Origin of the sequence: Polynucleobacter arcticus (genome assembly GCF_013307205.1) — a bacterium.
GTDB classification, from domain to species: Bacteria; Pseudomonadota; Gammaproteobacteria; order Burkholderiales; family Burkholderiaceae; genus Polynucleobacter; species Polynucleobacter arcticus.
In genome coordinates this window covers 690,848-706,400 of sequence record NZ_CP028940.1, presented here as the reverse complement: position 1 = coordinate 706,400, position 15,553 = coordinate 690,848, and the positions used below count along the sequence as shown (strand labels likewise).

At 44.0% G+C, this 15,553-nt stretch carries 20 protein-coding genes; 11 read left to right on the top strand and 9 right to left on the bottom strand.

Annotation, left to right across the window (positions count from 1 at the left end; translation table 11 throughout):
* Positions 1 to 5 precede the first annotated feature (5 nt).
* Both DN92_RS03590 and DN92_RS03585 read left to right on the top strand, forming a co-directional pair.
* Positions 6 to 407, top strand: coding sequence for a 6-pyruvoyl trahydropterin synthase family protein (locus DN92_RS03590; RefSeq protein ID WP_173959970.1), 402 nt, complete (start codon positions 6 to 8; stop codon positions 405 to 407).
* Positions 404 to 1,498: a glycosyltransferase family 4 protein gene (locus tag DN92_RS03585; RefSeq protein ID WP_173959969.1), complete on the top strand. Its 1,095-nt coding sequence runs from the start codon at positions 404 to 406 to the stop codon at positions 1,496 to 1,498. Before DN92_RS03590 ends, DN92_RS03585 begins: the two co-directional genes overlap by 4 nt.
* Here DN92_RS03585 and DN92_RS03580 read toward each other — a convergent pair.
* Positions 1,495 to 2,304 carry a RibD family protein gene (locus tag DN92_RS03580; RefSeq protein ID WP_254598331.1) on the bottom strand — a complete coding sequence of 270 codons (810 nt, stop codon included), beginning with the start codon at positions 2,302 to 2,304 and terminating at the stop codon, positions 1,495 to 1,497. The two genes, DN92_RS03585 and DN92_RS03580, sit on opposite strands and share 4 nt — an antisense overlap.
* Before the next feature lie 92 nt (positions 2,305 to 2,396).
* Here DN92_RS03580 and ribA point away from each other — a divergent pair, with 92 nt between their 5' ends.
* Complete coding sequence (gene ribA, locus DN92_RS10640; RefSeq protein WP_173959968.1) at positions 2,397 to 3,476, top strand: GTP cyclohydrolase II; 1,080 nt, start codon at positions 2,397 to 2,399, stop codon at positions 3,474 to 3,476.
* A 41-nt stretch (positions 3,477 to 3,517) separates the two neighbouring features.
* On the opposite strand, the gene DN92_RS03570 is transcribed toward ribA, so the two are convergent.
* Positions 3,518 to 4,069, bottom strand: coding sequence for a cytochrome b (locus DN92_RS03570; protein WP_173959967.1), 552 nt, complete (start codon positions 4,067 to 4,069; stop codon positions 3,518 to 3,520).
* 138 nt (positions 4,070 to 4,207) lie between these two features.
* On the opposite strand from DN92_RS03570, the gene DN92_RS03565 reads away from it, so the two are divergent.
* The 3 genes from DN92_RS03565 (at position 4,208) to DN92_RS03555 (ending at position 5,800) form a co-directional block, all read left to right on the top strand.
* Positions 4,208 to 4,396, top strand: coding sequence for a hypothetical protein (locus DN92_RS03565; protein WP_173959966.1), 189 nt, complete (start codon positions 4,208 to 4,210; stop codon positions 4,394 to 4,396).
* 53 nt (positions 4,397 to 4,449) lie between these two features.
* Complete coding sequence (locus DN92_RS03560) at positions 4,450 to 4,830, top strand: VOC family protein (RefSeq protein WP_173959965.1); 381 nt, start codon at positions 4,450 to 4,452, stop codon at positions 4,828 to 4,830.
* A gap of 160 nt (positions 4,831 to 4,990) precedes the next feature.
* Entirely contained in the window at positions 4,991 to 5,800 is an 810-nt protein-coding gene (locus DN92_RS03555; RefSeq protein WP_173959964.1) for a hypothetical protein, read from the top strand.
* A gap of 143 nt (positions 5,801 to 5,943) precedes the next feature.
* Here DN92_RS03555 and DN92_RS03550 read toward each other — a convergent pair whose 3' ends face one another.
* Both DN92_RS03550 and DN92_RS03545 read right to left on the bottom strand, forming a co-directional pair.
* Positions 5,944 to 6,090, bottom strand: a complete 147-nt coding sequence (locus DN92_RS03550) for a lmo0937 family membrane protein (RefSeq protein ID WP_173959963.1) — start codon at positions 6,088 to 6,090, stop codon at positions 5,944 to 5,946.
* A gap of 31 nt (positions 6,091 to 6,121) precedes the next feature.
* Positions 6,122 to 6,796, bottom strand: a complete 675-nt coding sequence (locus DN92_RS03545; RefSeq protein WP_254598367.1) for a Crp/Fnr family transcriptional regulator — start codon at positions 6,794 to 6,796, stop codon at positions 6,122 to 6,124.
* A gap of 219 nt (positions 6,797 to 7,015) precedes the next feature.
* Between DN92_RS03545 and DN92_RS03540 the strand changes: the two genes are divergently transcribed.
* Positions 7,016 to 7,426, top strand: a complete 411-nt coding sequence (locus DN92_RS03540) for a BLUF domain-containing protein (RefSeq protein ID WP_173959962.1) — start codon at positions 7,016 to 7,018, stop codon at positions 7,424 to 7,426.
* Positions 7,427 to 7,808: 382 nt separating this feature from the next.
* Here DN92_RS03540 and DN92_RS03535 read toward each other — a convergent pair whose 3' ends face one another.
* From DN92_RS03535 to DN92_RS03525, 3 genes are read right to left on the bottom strand one after another with little or no spacing between them, the layout of a single operon-like run.
* The gene (locus DN92_RS03535; protein ID WP_173959961.1) at positions 7,809 to 7,955 is read right to left on the bottom strand and encodes a lmo0937 family membrane protein; all 147 of its coding nucleotides are present in this window, start codon (positions 7,953 to 7,955) and stop codon (positions 7,809 to 7,811) included.
* Positions 7,956 to 7,999: 44 nt separating this feature from the next.
* Entirely contained in the window at positions 8,000 to 8,206 is a 207-nt protein-coding gene (locus DN92_RS03530) for a hypothetical protein (RefSeq protein ID WP_173959960.1), read from the bottom strand.
* 9 nt (positions 8,207 to 8,215) lie between these two features.
* Positions 8,216 to 8,455 carry a DUF2789 domain-containing protein gene (locus DN92_RS03525; RefSeq protein ID WP_173961237.1) on the bottom strand — a complete coding sequence of 80 codons (240 nt, stop codon included), beginning with the start codon at positions 8,453 to 8,455 and terminating at the stop codon, positions 8,216 to 8,218.
* A gap of 110 nt (positions 8,456 to 8,565) precedes the next feature.
* Here DN92_RS03525 and fumC point away from each other — a divergent pair, with 110 nt between their 5' ends.
* The 4 genes from fumC to DN92_RS03505 all read left to right on the top strand — a co-directional run bounded on the left by fumC (position 8,566) and on the right by DN92_RS03505 (position 11,697).
* A complete protein-coding gene (fumC, locus tag DN92_RS03520) occupies positions 8,566 to 9,948 on the top strand; it encodes a class II fumarate hydratase (RefSeq protein ID WP_173959959.1) in 1,383 nt (460 codons plus the stop codon).
* A 97-nt stretch (positions 9,949 to 10,045) separates the two neighbouring features.
* Positions 10,046 to 10,525, top strand: a complete 480-nt coding sequence (locus DN92_RS03515) for a ferritin-like domain-containing protein (protein WP_173959958.1) — start codon at positions 10,046 to 10,048, stop codon at positions 10,523 to 10,525.
* Between the two features lie 125 nt (positions 10,526 to 10,650).
* Complete coding sequence (locus DN92_RS03510; protein ID WP_173959957.1) at positions 10,651 to 11,265, top strand: DUF1003 domain-containing protein; 615 nt, start codon at positions 10,651 to 10,653, stop codon at positions 11,263 to 11,265.
* A 159-nt stretch (positions 11,266 to 11,424) separates the two neighbouring features.
* Positions 11,425 to 11,697, top strand: a complete 273-nt coding sequence (locus tag DN92_RS03505) for a hypothetical protein (protein ID WP_173959956.1) — start codon at positions 11,425 to 11,427, stop codon at positions 11,695 to 11,697.
* 304 nt (positions 11,698 to 12,001) lie between these two features.
* Here the strand turns inward: DN92_RS03505 and DN92_RS03500 are convergent, their stop codons facing one another.
* Both DN92_RS03500 and metK read right to left on the bottom strand, forming a co-directional pair.
* Complete coding sequence (locus DN92_RS03500; protein ID WP_173959955.1) at positions 12,002 to 14,305, bottom strand: GGDEF/EAL domain-containing response regulator; 2,304 nt, start codon at positions 14,303 to 14,305, stop codon at positions 12,002 to 12,004.
* Positions 14,306 to 14,325: 20 nt separating this feature from the next.
* Positions 14,326 to 15,486, bottom strand: coding sequence for a methionine adenosyltransferase (gene metK / locus DN92_RS03495; RefSeq protein ID WP_173959954.1), 1,161 nt, complete (start codon positions 15,484 to 15,486; stop codon positions 14,326 to 14,328).
* Positions 15,487 to 15,553 lie beyond the last annotated feature (67 nt).

Below are 15,553 nucleotides of genomic sequence, written 5' to 3'. Positions count from 1 at the left end.
AATACATGTTTACTGTTGAAGTTCGCGATCACATCATGATTGCCCATTCTTTCAAAGGGGCAGTTTTTGGACCGGCACAAGCCTTACATGGCGCAACTTTCATTGTTGATGCCGCTTTTATTTCCCGTGAGCTTGACGAGAACGGGATCGTGATTGATATCGGATGCGCTTTAGATATCCTCAAGGCGACTTTGAAGCCCTTAAATTACGCTAATCTTGATGAACTCCCGCAATTTAAGGGTGTGAACACCACTACAGAATTTTTAACTAAATATATTTTCGATCAATTGGCAGCGGCTGCAAAAGCCAATAGTTTGGGTCGTCCGATTGAAGAATTGCATGCCATTCGGGTAAGCATTTCAGAATCCCATATTGCAAGAGCCTGGTATGAGGGTGAGTTGCATTGAGTAGAGCGCCTGGTGCAGGTTCGAATGCATTTGTTTTCGCCTATCCCGGAGATCTACAAACGCTGACCGGTGGCTATATCTACGATAGTCATATCGTTAGTGAGCTGACGGCGCTGGGTTGGGAAGTTGAGTTATTGAGTCTGGGTTCCGGCTTCCCTTTTCCTGATCAAGAAACGATCAATCAAGCCGAGCAACTGTTATGTCAAGTACAAGCCGGCAAGCCCATTGTTATAGATGGCCTAGCTCTTGGTGTCATGCCACAGAGCATTGCTCAAGCAGCAGTCAATCATCCTATTATTGCTTTGATACATCACCCATTAGCTTACGAGTCTGGTTTAACCAAAGGCCAGCAAGTGCAGCTTCAGGAGAGTGAGACATTAGCGCTCTCACATGTAAAACAGGTCATTGCAAATAGCCCCATGACAGCCCAAGCTCTGGTTGATTCGTTTGGGGTTGAAAGAAAAAAAATTAGTACCGTCATTCCGGGTACCAATCGAGTATCTTCTCCCTTGTATCAAGTGAGGACACAATTTACATCTCAAGATCCGTTTCAGTGGCTCTCTGTTGGAAGCATCATTCCACGCAAAGGCTTTGGCATCTTGATCGAAGCCCTTGCGCCCCTACGTGATTTGCCGTGGAGCTTATCCATTGTTGGCGATACAAGCCGTGATGCGAAGGCTTATGCTGACTTACTGCACAGCATTGCCCATTTTGATTTACAAGACCGAATTGAGATTCATGGTGCTGTAGACCCTGCGTATCTTGATTCGCTTTACCGTAATGCTGATGGATTTGTACTTGCCTCCCTTTTTGAGGGCTACGGTATGGCATATGCAGAAGCGCTGTCCTATGCACTCCCCATCATTGGTACAAGTGGAGGTGCCATTTCCCAGACTGTTCCAGACTCTGCCGGAATCTTGATCCCACCAGGGGACGTACCAAGCCTAACGGAAGCCTTGAGATTAGTCATCAACGATCCGGGTCGACGTAAGAGCTTATCTTCAGGTGCAGGTGATGCTGCTAAAAAACTACCTACCTGGCCAGAATCTGCCAAAACATTTGCAGATATTGTCCAAGCTTATATGAATTAATTTATGCGGATGCGTGCGGAACTGAGATCGCAATCAAACAGCACATCGCTATCTAGTAAATGTGTTTTTACCTTTAATCGTGACGCTTGATCCATATGTTCAATCGCTTTTAAATTAAAGCTAGCTCTTCCAGATCCCATCACAATCGGGGCCACAATAATATGCAGTCGATCTAAGCAATTTGCTTGTAAGAACCGAGAGATCGTCTCTGCGCCACCCTCAATCAACACCCGGTTAAGTCCCTCAGAGCTCAGACTTTGTAAGATCATCGCTGGCTCCATATGACCATCAACCATGGGTAATTGGATGATTTTGACCCCTTTTGGGGGCTCTAAATTCAGTCCATTAGAAACAATCCATAGTCTTTTAACGCCATCATCACTCCAGATGCGCGCCTTTGGATCTAGCCTGCCTTTTGGGTCAATCACTACGCGTGCTGGATGTTTCCCCTCAATCAGTCTGACATTAAGTTGTGGGTCATCCGCCAAGACGGTTCCAACGCCAACTACCACTGCATCTACAAGCGCCCTTAGCTGATGCAGATGCACAAGGCCAGAGTGGCCATTGATGTATCTAGATTGACCGGTAACGGTAGCAATTCGACCATCCATCGTTTGCCCAAGCTGGCCCACCACCATCATCGAGTCCACTGTGGATCTTCTGATGGGGTCAAAAACAGTTTTCAGCGGTGAATCTGAGAGGGGGGTGGAGGAAAAAAATTGGTCCTGAAATATGCGCCATTGGTTCACGCCCTCTGACTCGAGCTCTATTTTTACATCTGGAGGATTTGGCTCTGGAAGGATCACAAAGAAGCTTTTTAAGGGGGTGAAGAAGGTCGAAACCAATTTACCATAAGGTGTAATAATTAGCTTGTTGATACTAATTATTCATTTCCACCATGTACATGCTTGACCCCCTCATTGAAGTTGACCGCGTTATTTCAGAGCTTCGTAGGGGCGGCATGGTTCGGGTAGAGCAGTCTGGTAGCAGTATTGTGATGCTGGCGGTAGATGCTGTAGATGCCGATAATTTCAAATTCCTATCCCAGTTTGATACGTCTCCTATTGGTTTAGTCTTAACTGGCACCCGACTGAATGTCCTGGGCATCGATCAATCGGATCGACCAATTAGTGTTTTAACCAGTGCACATAATTTGTCCCTTGAGCTCGTTGAATTCTTGGCCAATCCATTATCTGTATTAATGAGTCCTCCGAGTCTAGATGATCTCAATATTAGAGATGCGAATGCATTAGAGGCCTCTTGTATTACGCTCGCCAAACTATCTAGATTACTGCCAGCGGCGCTCGTGATTCAGGATGTGCCAATGACGGATATTCCAACGGTCAAAGCATCTTTAATTGATGACTATATGAAGAATGCAGCCAATTCACTGACGCAAGTGAGTCAGGCTCGCGTACCGCTGGAGAATGCGGAAGATGCTCAGGTGATTGCTTTTCGTCCCCGAGATGGTGGCATAGAGCATCTTGCCATCATCATCGGCAAGATTGATCCCCTCAAGCCGGTATTGGTTCGATTGCATTCTGAATGCTTTACTGGTGATCTGGTCGGATCCTTGCGCTGCGATTGCGGAAGTCAACTCCGGGGTGCGATTTCAGAAATGTCCAAGTCAGGTAGCGGCATTCTTTTATATCTTGCACAAGAGGGGCGCGGAATTGGTTTGGTGAACAAACTCCGAGCTTATCAACTGCAAGATTCAGGCTTTGATACTGTAGATGCCAATCTTCAGCTCGGCTTTGATTCGGATGAGCGTAATTATCTTCCGGCTGCGCAAATGCTCCAGATACTGGGCATCCATCAAGTTCGGCTCATGACTAACAATCCCGCAAAAGTAGATTCGCTACAACGATGTGGGATCGAAGTCTCTGAGAGGGTTCCCCATATTTATCCCTCAAACAAACATAATGACGAATACCTTCGTGTGAAAGCGAAAAAAAGCGGTCATTTATTTGAGATTTAAAGCTCACAAAACCGTTCAAGCTTTACTAAGTTTGATCAAACTTATTTTTGCCTTCCAAACCACATTCTTTGAAAAATGCCATCTCGTTTAATGATGAGGTGATTTATAGCAGCTGCAATATGCAATAGTGCGACTGCTATGAGCGTCATTGCCAGTACTCCATGAATCTGGAAGATCTGTTTGGCAAGTAACTCGCTTTTAGGTATACCCGGCATCGCTGGCAGTGAATAGCCTCCCAGGGTAATTAAAGCTGGATAGGCCGTCACCCCCGCCCATCCCAGCAAAGGCACAATCAATAACAAGCCATACAGTAGGTAATGCACGACTGATGCAACTTTGACTATGTATGGAGAAATGCTATTGGGATAGGGAGGGGTTTTTGAATTGAGCTTGAGGCAAAATCGCAAGATCGTGACGAGCAATACGGTAAAGCCAATCAATTTATGCCAACCATAGAGTGTATTGGTCAGGTCATCCCATAGATTGGCACCCGCCCTTTGGGTCATCCAAAAGCCCAAAATTGCCAGAGCGAGGATAGCCAATGCAGTAAACCAGTGTATTCCACGAGCTATGCTTGAGTATCTATTAATCATCGCCTTCCCCGTAATGTGTGATGAATTCTGGTTTGAGTTTCAATATTCAAAAACGCCTGGATTGACTACTTCAGCATGTATTGAATTTACATGATTTAATGCAAATATTATCAATTTTAGTGATTTACTCTCTCGTAAATGCCTCGCCGCAACTCACCCAATCAAATTCAAGACTTAGATGATCTCAGTCAACTAGGTGATATTGTGTCTGATAAGCGCAGAGGGCAGCGCTCCACCGCCAAGAAGTCTCGACGTAATCGGCATTACGAGAAGCAATTTATTCGCAATACCGTAATGCGTACACCCTCAAATGAATCTTTGCAGTAAAGAGGCTGTATCGTTGTTCGTTAATCCATTCAATTTTATTAATAGGAAGAATCATGTTTAGTCACATCATGTTGGGCGCAAACGATTTAGAAGTATCAAGAGATTTCTATGACGCTGCTTTAGGGGCTTTGGGTGTTAAGCCGGGAAGCTTTAGTCATGACAAATATTTTTATCGTGGTCCCGGAGGAGTCTTTGCAATTACCAAGCCTATCGATGGTAATGAAGCTACTCACGCTAATGGCGGCACCATCGGCTTTAGCGCTAAATCCATGGCAGATGTAGATGCATTCCATGCGATTGGTGTTGCTCATGGCGGAACTTCTTGTGAGGGTGATCCAGGCTATCGAGAGGGAGCCGCTGGCACTATCTATATTGCTTGGCTGAGAGATCCGGCTGGCAACAAAATTTGCGCAATGCACAGGCCACCAAAATAATAGGGGAGTGTTGTTGGGGTGGGTCGGGCGAGATTGACTTCGGCGAAACGGCGTTTTCGTGCTCGCGACCCACGGACTAAAAGAGCTGTTTTAACGCCGACAGACTCAAGCCAGCACAAGATACCTGAATCAAGTCGAACCTTTAAAAAGCCCAATTTAAATGAAACATAAATTTCTCAAGATCTTTAGCGCCACTGTTATTAGTTTTTTCACGTCCAGTGCGTATGCTCAATCAGATAACTCTCCAATACCTCAAGTTTCAGATAAGTGGCGTTTTGAAGTAACCCCTTATCTGTGGTCACCTGGGATTAGTTCAACATTATTCTTTAAAGATAGATACCTAGATACTGCCGTACTATCCTCTAGCAATGTTCTTGGCGATCTCAAAACTGGTGGCATGATTTCTGCAGAGGCGCACTATGGTAATTGGGGAATTATGGGTGATTTAGTTTCTGCAACCTTGCAACAAAATCAAACGATCAGCACCACATTACCGACATCGCAGGGGGCTATTCCTGCGAGACTAGCTACTAAAGCAATACTGCAACAAACAATTCTTACTGGTGCTGCGACTTATACCCTGATCAATAACCAAAATGCCTATGTAGATGGTTTAGTGGGTGTGCGAAGTATTGGTGTCACAGCCACTCTGAATTTGGTTCTAGATGGGTCTTCACTGAGTGCAAGCGACTCCAAGTCCACTTCCACTATTGATCCAATTGTTGGATTTAAGGGAAGATACCGTTTGGCTAGCTCAAGTTGGTATATCCCTTTGTACGCAGATATTGGTGGTGGGGGCGGTACAACCAATGTGACTTGGCAGGGTATGGTTGGCGTTGGTAAGACGTTTGATAAATGGATTGATGTTTCTTTAGCTTACCGTGCCTTGTACTATGACATGAGTGGTAGTGGACTGCTGCAAAAGACGACGATGAAAGGTCCGCAGTTAGCAGCGACATTTAATTTTTAATTTTTATTATTCATTATGAAAGCTGTTTTAACGCAGACCGACTCTATCTGGCACAGAAAAACACATTAGAGCGTATTCATTGATTGATTACGGTGTATTAGCAGCGGTCGATTAGGCTAATGATGAAATCAAAACTTCATCCTTCATCCTTCATATTTTTTTATAACTCGCACATGAACCATCACAATGGCAATGACCAGGAGGATGTGGATAAAGCCTTCAAACGTGTAGGATGTCATTACCCCGGCCAGCCAAAGAGTCAGCATGACTACCGCAGTTGCTTCAATCATTCCTGTCCAGCACGGACTGATAGCTAGCCAACTAAACAGCGAGTTTTTTTGGAAGAAGGCGTTCGCATTCTGTTTTAACCACTTGATAGCATTCACAGGTGCGCTTCTCAAGACCTAGTCGATCTAGGATCTTAATGTGACCGCGAGCATACTTAATCAGGCCTGCTTTTTGAACCTTTAAAGCTGCTTCCGTAACACCTTCTCTGCGCACTCCCAGCATATTAGCAATGAGCTCTTGGGTCATGACCAGCTCATTGCTGGGTAATCTGTCTAAACTTAATAGCAGCCAGCGGCAAAATTGCTGATCTAGGGTGTGATGGCGATTGCAAACTGCCGTTTGAGTCATTTGCGTAATCAAGGATTGGGTATAGCGTAACAATAAGTGCATGAGTCCACCACCCTTATTGAATTCATCAAGCATCACGCTTGCTGTAATACGATAACTCTTACCTGCACTTTGTACTACCGCTGTGGTCAGAGTAGAATTTCCACCCATAAAGAGTGATACGCCTAGGCAGCCTTCCTTACCAACAACGGCGATTTCAGCCGAAGATCCATTTTCTAGGTTGTAGAGTAGGGAGACAATAGCAGTGTTCGGAAAATAAATATAAGACATTTTGATGCCGGATTCTGATAAGACCAAGCCCAGCGTCATATCAAACTCTTCAACATGAGGCAATAATCTTTGCCATACATCCTCTGGAATGGAGTGGAAAAGCCAGTTTTGATCTCTTAATTCAGCGTTTTTAATTTGGATGCCTGGAAGTGGATTTTGAGCAATTTTTCCAATTTAGCCCTAAAAAAAGCCATTGTATGTGCGTTATCGTACATAAAGGTGCCTGAGAGTCCGATAGCATATCAATATAGTTAAACAGGCCTACCTTACCCTTCGTTGTTATCGTCTCAAACTTTTCAGGTATACCCTATGCATAAATCAGATTTAGTTGAATTAAAGTACCTCAGTGAAGCTCGGGCAACAATCAATGTCTTGGGTCTGACGGCGATAGTAGATAAATCTATTTCATCAAATACATTGCACTCTGTTACTGGCATCCTCTTTTTTGACCAAGGTTATTTTGGCCAAATCCTTGAGGGCGCTAGAAGTGCGGTAGAGGAAACCTGGGGCAGAATTCAAAAAGATCCAAGACACCACAATATTGAATTGCTAGCTATCACCGAAATTGAAGAGAGGCGCTTTCCAAAGTGGTCGATGAAGTTGTTTGATACTCAGGAATTTTCAGACACCTTCCCCCAGTTTGCTGAACTACTAGCCAAAATTGATAATCCTAATCTGAAAACCCTTAAAGTATTGAGGTCGCTTTGGCGTGAAGTCTAATTTTTTCATTAGCCTGCAGTTCGGTTCAGCTTCGAGCCACCAAAAGATATTAAAACCACCTTCGGGTGTTTTTTCATTTCAGTTCGCGGATATGTCTTCATCTTGGATCTCTTAGCTGGCCCAGTAAAAGCAATTGCGAAAAAGTAAGGAATGGAGATTTGACGATTGCTAACTGCAAGTTGGAAAGCAGAAAAACTTCTCACTTATCGTTTCCTCTAATGTCTGCTTGACCATTCCTAAGTTCACTTTATCGGTTTTGCTTCAATAGAAATGTTCTACAGCACACATAGGATGACAATTGTCTTTAGCCATCCGTATAAATTGATACAGCTTTTTCCGCTATTGGCAACTACAGCATCATTTATCTATAGTGCTTATTGAGCTAAAGAGTTCTGCCCTGAATGATGCGAACCAGAAGCATCACAATAGCAATTACTAGGAGTATGTGGATAAAGCCACCAAGCGTATAGGATGAGACTAGCCCAAGCGCCCAAAGGACAAGTAGGATGACCGCAATCGTTTGAAGCATAGAACCTCCTGAATCGTTATTACATCATGGTATCTACTTCACAATCACTCTCTGACCTTTGCAAATATAGAATCCGAATCCCCTCGACTTTCTGCTATTGCTAGTCGTAGGGCTTCACTTTCAAAAGCACTGAGGGGTACTTCATCCCTTTTGAGATCTTGAGTATTGTCTACTCCATCAAGATTGACGATATAGGTCCAGATGATTTCTGGTGACCAGTCCTTACTAAAGATATCCACAATTCGTTTCATCAGTAGCCTTCAATGAGTTTCTCTAAGTTGAACATTGAGCAGATCGATTACTTCAGCCCAGTCGGCATCTTTTAGTAGTTCATCTCGCAGGAAATTTCTTTGACTTGCCTCCCAAAAGCTCGCCTCTGCCAAAATCACGGAGGAATCTAGGGGCGCATGTTGTCTAATAAATTGGGCAATAGCATCACAATCAGAGGATAGCCCTAGCTGCTCAAACAAAGCCTTCAGCGGATGAAAGGTGGTGTCCATATTCAATTTCTTTCCTATCTAATATCTGTATACGCTAAATAAATCAAGTTAGCAATCCAAATATATTCTTTGGTGATTGCAGATTTCAATGGAGGGTATAAGATAAAAAGATGGAAAATTCAAGAATTGAGCGAGACAGTTTCGGAGCCATTGAGGTGTCCGGCGATCATTTATGGGGCGCCCAAACACAGCGCTCCCTGAAGCAATTTGATATTTCTACGGAAACGATGCCAGCTGAATTTATTCAGGCACTTGCTTTAGTCAAGAAGGCTTGTTTGCTTGTCAACATGGAGCTAGGGCTTTTGCCTCAAGAGATGTATGAGCCCCTACTGCTAGCGGTAGATGAGGTTCTTTCTGGGGAGCTCAATGATGAATTTCCCTTATCCATTTGGCAGACTGGCTCTGGCACGCAAACCAATATGAATATGAATGAGGTTCTGGCTAACCGAGCAATACAGTTGATGGGTGGTGAGCTGGGTAAAGATCACTTCCTACACCCCAATGACGATGTCAATCTGGGCCAGTCATCCAATGATGTTATTCCAACGGCAATGCATGTCGCTGGGCTTAGTAAGCTGAAAAAAGAACTGTTGCCGACCCTAGAAGCGTTGATTGAGGCTCTGGAAGTAAAGGATGCTCAATTTTCCGGGATTATCAAAGTGGGGCGCACCCATCTACAGGATGCAGTTCCATTAACTTTAGGGCAGGAGTTTTCAGGCTACGTAGCCCAGTTAAAGCTAGCCCATAAAGCCATTGCCCTGTCTATGCCACAGTTGTATGAGCTGGCAATCGGAGGAACTGCTGTTGGTACAGGAATCAATACCCATCCTCAGTTTGGAGAGAGGGTTTCCAAAGAAATCCAAAGGCTCACTGATATTCCATTTGTCTCGGCACCCAATAAGTTTGCAGCCTTATCTGGACATGAACCTATCGTGTTTGTTCATGGAGCCTTAAAGACCCTGGCAGTAGCGCTAATGAAAATCTCAAGCGATATTCGGTGGATGTCCTCAGGACCCAGATCGGGCTTGGGGGAAATTACAATTCCTCAAAATGAGCCTGGCAGCTCCATCATGCCGGGAAAGGTCAATCCAACCCAATGCGAAGCGTTGTCAATGATTTGTTATCAAGTCATGGGTAATGATGTCACTATTGGCCTAGCGGCTTCATCTGGTAATTTTGAGCTAAATGTTTTTAAGCCCCTAATACTGCACAATTTTTTGCAAAGTATTCGAATCTTGGGTGATGGCATGAAATCATTTGAGCTCTATTGCGTGCGGGGGATTGAGGCCAATGTTGCCAATATTGAAGAATTCATGACCCGATCACTGATGTTGGTAACAGCTTTGAGCCCACATATTGGTTATGACCGGAGCGCGATGATTGCCAAGAGTGCTTATCAACAGAATCTCAGCTTAAGAGAGGCTGCGATCGCAAGTGGGCACCTTACTGAATTAGAGTTTGATACATGGGTTGTTCCAAGAAATCTTATTTAGGTAAAAGTCCTACTATGTGTTGTTTCGTACCGATTTAAGGGGGTGGAAAGTAGACCATAAAAGATATACACATGGATACATTCAAAGGAGCTCTCAATTGAACTCACAAAATAATCAAGTCGCTGTTCAAGCCCTGAATAAAATCATGGAACTAGAACTGGCGGGGGTTGTCAAATACACTCACTATTCGCTGATGGTCTTTGGTTATAACCGAATTCCGATTGTTTCTTGGCTTAAAGAAAATGCTAGTGAAAGCTTAGACCATGCCCATAGAGCAGGGGAGCTTGTGACGCTTCTTGGCGGTCATCCATCATTAAAGATAGGCGCTTTATTAGAAACTGAGCGGCATGATCTCGGCGATATCTTGCGCGAAAGTCTTGATCACGAAACCCTTGCTTTGGCAGCATATTATGACTTGTTGAAAATATCGACCTCTACCCATCCAGATACCATTGGCGTCCAATCTGTTTTGCTGGAGGAATATGCCAGAGAGATGATTGTGCAAGAAGAGATGCATTTAGATGAAGTCAACAAGATGCTACGTAAGCCAGGTGAAACTGCCCCCTTCGTCAATTAATACAAATGCAAATCCTATGGGCAACATTCTGATCGCAGTCCTTTGATTGAGTTCTTTGCATATTTTGTATATCCACTCGTGAGATGGAGTCATTACCAGTTTCACCATATTTGCTAGGAAAAATCATGCGTGAACATTCGAATATAAATCCTGAAAAGATTGCGGATAGTTCTGAGCATCAGCAAATAAATCAAAACATTGAGGCGGTGCTGGATTTCTATGCTCGTGAAGAAGGGAAGATGACACTTGCGCAGCGAATCCTGGAGCGTATTAACTGTTTCATTGGCGAACCTATTTTTCTTGCCCTGATTTTATGCTTCGTCGTTATTTGGATTGCTGTAAATTGCTTATTGCCCTATTACTCCTTGGTTCAATTTGATCCCCCACCATTTCATTTTCTGCAGGGCGTGATTGGCTTATTGGCTTTGCTGACTGCAACCATTGTTTTATCCAATCAGAATCGCTTAGCAAAACTTGAGGAACAGAGGGCCCATTTAGATCTGAAGGTGAATTTGCTTACAGAGCAAAAAACAGCAAAGATGATCGACCTATTGGAGGAATTAAGGTTTGACTTGCCGAACGTCAGAAATCGGCCAGATTCACAGGCGGCGGAGTTAAAGCGTGCCATGAATCCAAGTCAAGTACTTGCGGCCTTGGATGAGCGTGTCGAAACAGATTCATCAGGGCAAGCCACATCTAACACTCAGGTTGTCGATGTTGATGGCCATAAAATCGTGTGAGCGCCTTAGCCAAACAGTAATTTGTAACTACTTTCAAAACGCCACCACTGGGTTGGTTACCGAACGGATTACTGGGGTCAAACCCGATACTCTGGAAATTCATTGGCAACTAATCGTTGTCATGTTGCGTCCTGGTAGGGCGCCTTTAAAGGGGGTTATATGACACATTCAATTAAACAGCTTGGGTTCATCCTTACCATATCTACTGCACTACTCATATCAGCAGGGTGCTCTAAGGGTTCAGATAAGGTTGGAGTGCAACCTGCTGGTATCCCACCTAATGAGGCAGCTCAGCCTGCAGCACCCAATAATTCTGCTGTGAAATCCGATATTACAAAAGAGCAGCAATCGAAGGATATGCCAATGCCGGGGCAGGCTAATGATCATTCAACGCTGGACCCAGCTGCAACTCAAAAAAACCGTAAACCTTAACTTATTCTTTCAAAGTGAATTCGCTATTGATAGTGATGCCGCTATGGTGAATTAATAAGAAAAGGAATTCATATAGAGTAAAGGCCATCAATACTGAACTTACTATATGAATTTTTGCCACAATGGGAGCATTGGTTTGGAGCTAAAGATCCATTGCCGCATGGCCATCGCTTTGAATGGCGTATTAGGCAATCTTTGTTTTCTTTTAGTTCCCACATCCCAAATTCTATGATCAAGTCGCTCAATAGCCTCAAAACAAACTAAGGATTTTTAGGCGCTATTTCTTGTATAAGTCTGGTTTGTTTTAATAGGTGATGTGATTGATGAGCAAATCGGCAAATTCAGTTGCTGGCAATGGTTTTGAAAAGAGATAGCCTTGACCTTCTTCACAGGCATGCTTCGACAGAAACTGACGTTGTCCGTCAATTTCAACACCCTCAGCCACAATTAAAAATTTGAGCTCCTTTGCCATAGCAATAATCGCGCTGGTGATCACTTCTGCGTGTTGATCTACTGTTACGCCTTGAACAAAAGATATGTCAATTTTAAGAATATCAATCGGAAACTTTTCTAAATAAGCGAGAGATGAGTAGCCCGTGCCAAAATCATCAATAGCGATGAGTATGCCTAAGGCCTTAATTTGCTTTAATAATTCAACTGTCTTCTGGGGACTTTGCATTGCCGCAGATTCGGTAAGCTCCACCTCCAAGTATTGTGGCGCTAAACTATTTTTTTCTAACGTTTTTTCTAGTGTAGTAACGATCTGACCATCTAAAAATTGCTCTGCCACCAAGTTTACTGAAATGGGTACGATATCGATATTTCGATCTTGCCAATTTCTTTGTTGAAGGCAGACTTGGTCAAGAGCCCAGGTAGTCATCTTGCCAATTAATCCAATTTCCTCGGCTAGCGGAATAAAATCCTTGGGCGCAATGAGGCCTCTGATTGGATCTCGCCAGCGCATCAAAGCTTCTGCCCCTACGATCTTGCCCGTTTTGAGATCTACGCGAGGCTGGTAAAACATTTCGAGATCCCCTTTGGCAAAGGCTTCGCGTAAGTTATTTTCCTCGCGAATCAGATTTTCCACTTGCTCATTAAGCTCGGGTGATCCCAGTACTATGGCTTTGCGCCCGCTTTTCTTGGCTTTAAAAAGTGCTGCTTCGGCTGATTGCAGAAGGGTATCAGCATCTTTTGCATCCTTGGGGTAAAGGCTAATTCCGATAAAAGGCTCAAACTCTAGATTAGTCTCCTCCCACAGAAAAGGCGTATTCATTACTTTGGTGATACGTGAAACTAATTCAGTAAATGGGCTAGCATCTATTGAGCCATCAACCATAAAGATAAAGGCTTCATTATTAATTCTCGCTACCATGCCTGCCTTCGGCTGGACCGCCCTTAGTCGATCAGCTAACTCTACTTGAATAGCTACGGCTGCCTCATGACCAAGGCTTGCCGCTATCGTGCTGAGCTTACTTAAGTCAATGGCAAACAAAGTGACGGTGCTATTTTTTCGTTCAGCGACGTGGATAGTTTGGCTTAAGGTCTCAAGCAAGAGAGTTTTACTGGGAAGATCTGTAATTAAATCATGTGACGCTTTGTGCTCGAGTTCGCGCTCCATTTTTCGAGCTCGATTAATTTCAGAAACATCTCTGAATATACAGTTAAGAAGTATTTTCCCATCGAGCTCTACTTGTCGCGTGCGGATATCGATCTCAACTGGCATACCCTCCCGAGTCATAAAATGGGAGGTGAAACTAATCTGAGGATAAATGACCGCTTGCTTAAGATGCTCCAGTAAATCTTCCTTTTCGGATGGATCAATGATCTCTAGTAGGGATAAGTTTTCAAATTCATGGCGCAAATAGCCCAATTGACCACAGGTAACATCATTAAATTCAATTAATTTCCAGGTTCCGGTGTTGAGTAGGCCGACCCCTTCAGGCAAAAGCGAGAAGAGTGTGTGATATCTGGTTTCGGCATTTAATGCCCGCTTTTCCTCTTCTAGAAGGGCTGCAGTTCTTTGGGCTACCTTAATTTCCAGTTGCTGATTTAATTTTTGTAAATCTTCCTCTAATTTACGCAGTAATTGGTTTTGATGGGCTGCATTATCGTAGGTTGAAACTAGCATTTGTAAAATTTGTGAGCGGGAAGCATTTACACTGTATCGAGCTTCGTTGATCTCCACTTCAATTGGTTCTTTATCATCAGGGCTCTCTTCTTGAGGAGGGTCAGACAATAGTCGCTGAACTTGTACTAAAAGTCGTTCATTGTCATAAGGCTTGGTGATGTAGGCTTGTGCGCCTGCGTTTAGGCCGCGTACAACATCTACTGGATCCGAGAGGGCTGTTAAGAGGATCACGGGGATGGCATGTATAGCTGGATCAGCCTTGAGGCGCTCACACATCTGATAGCCATCAAGCGCTGGCATTTGAATGTCACTAATGATTAGGTCAGGGCGGCTATTTTTTGCTGAAATGAGTCCCGCCTCACCATCAGTCGCAACTATGCATTTTAATCCCCGGCCCGTCATAAACCGACGTAGTAGCTCTGCCTGAATGGGGCTGTCTTCGACGATCAAAATAGTTTTAGGGTTTAATTCTGTATTCATTAATAAATCATATCTTGAAATTAGGCTGAGGCCTTTAAGGTTTGCGCTAGATCGCCATCCTCCCAGGCAAATCGGACATCTTGCCGTCCAAAATGCCCGTACTTAGCAGTCTGACGATAAATGGGCTTGAGTAAATCTAACTTTTGAATGATTCCCCTGGGCCTCCAATCAAAGATATCCAGCAGTAGTTGTTCAAGCTTGCTATCTGATAGGGTACCTGTACCATAGGTATTGACCATCAGCGAAGTGGGTTTGGCTACACCTATGGAGTAGGAGACTTGCAGGAGGCATTTTTTTGCAAGTCCTGCAGCTACTACATTTTTAGCGACATAGCGCGCAGCATAAGCGGCTGATCTATCCACCTTTGATGGATCTTTGCCAGAAAATGCACCTCCACCATGAGGCGCTGAAGACCCGTAAGTGTCTACCATCAGTTTTTTCCCGGTAAGCCCAGTATCACCTTGTGGCCCCCCTATGATGAATCGTCCAGTAGGGTTGACTAAATAACGTATTTCTCCCTTGATTAACTCGGGAGGTAGGATCGGCTTGATGCACTCCTCAATAATCGCTTCTCGTAACTGACTCAAAGAAATATCAGGCGAGTGTTGTGTTGACATCACGACAGTTTCTATTCCGACAGGGCGATCGTCTTTATAACGAAGTGTCACTTGAGATTTACCATCTGGCCTAATCCAATCAAAATCACCACTACGACGTAATCGGGCTTGTTGTTGTACTAATTGGTGGGCCAGAAAAATAGGCATTGGCATGAGTTCTTCAGTTTCATCCACAGCAAATCCAAACATCATCCCCTGATCGCCGGCGCCTTGGTCCAATGGATTATCTTGAGCCCGATCTACCCCAATTGAAATATCCAGACTTTGTTTCTCAAATGATTGAAGAATGGCACACCCTTTGAAGTCCATACCCAATTCAGTATTGTTATAACCGATCTCTTGTAACACCTGTCTAGTAATAGCTGGGTAATCCACAATGGCTTTAGTCGTAATCTGACCAGTGAGTAATACAAGGCCAGCATGACAGATCGTATTGACAGCAACTCTGCTGTGTGAATCTTGCTCTAGAAGGGCATCGAGGATGGCATCTGATATTTGATCGGCGACTTTGTCAGGATGACCTTCAGTAACGGATTCAGAAGTAAATAAAAAGTTATCAGCCACAACGCCTCCAGATACACTTACAAGAACAATTATTTGTTATTATAAATACAGAGTACAAAGAGTCGGT